1 protein-coding gene is annotated in these 745 nt (G+C 70.7%); it reads right to left on the minus strand.

The features are described 5' to 3' along the window. Nucleotides 1-745, minus strand: a 745-nt coding sequence (locus BGN95_RS14715; RefSeq protein WP_286773109.1) for a S9 family peptidase, incomplete at both ends; no start/stop codon positions are given.

Below are 745 nucleotides of genomic sequence, written 5' to 3' on the forward strand. Positions count from 1 at the left end.
CGTGGACGAAGACCAGCGCGGGATGCCTGCCGCCGCCCGCCGGCTCGAACAACTGGCCGTGGATCAGCATCCCGTCCGTCGCCTTGAAGGTCACCTGTTTGGGGACGACCATCGGCGGGGCATAGCCGGTCGCGGCGTCGCCGATCAGCGTCTCACGTCCGTCCGCGCCGATCATCCGCACCTCGCCCGCACGGGTCGGCCCCGCCGCGACAAAAGCGATGCGATCGCTGCCCGCCGCGACCGGGGTCCATTCGAGCCCGGTGCCATGCGTCACCGTCTGCGGCGCGGCGCGGTCGACCGGTACGCGGAAGACGTGGCGGCGATCGTCGTCGCCGCTCGTCGCGCCATTATTGGCGTCGTAGAACAACATGGTGCGGTCACGCGACAAGCTCGTGTGCTCGACCATATATTTGCCGGGCGTGAGCAGCAGCGGCTCACCGCCGCTCGCCGACAACGAATAGAGATGCGCCCAATTGTCGAGTTCGGCGCGGAACACCAATCGGTCGCCCGCGCCCCACATCAGTGCCGCGCCGTCCGAGATCGCGCTGGGATAGGAACCCTCGGCGGTCCGCGGGCTGCGCCACACGACCTTGCCCTCGCCGCTGGTCGCATCGGCGACGAGGATCGACCAGGGCTCGGGCGCCTCGGTCAGCAAAGGTTGCGGCGCCCCGCCGTCGCCGGGCTGGCGGGTGAAGGCGACGCGCCGGCCGTCGGGCGACCACACCGCGCCGCCGTCGAACCCGGT

Source organism: Sphingomonas sp. 66-10 (assembly GCF_001897045.1).
Classification (GTDB): domain Bacteria; phylum Pseudomonadota; class Alphaproteobacteria; order Sphingomonadales; family Sphingomonadaceae; genus Sphingomonas; species Sphingomonas lycopersici.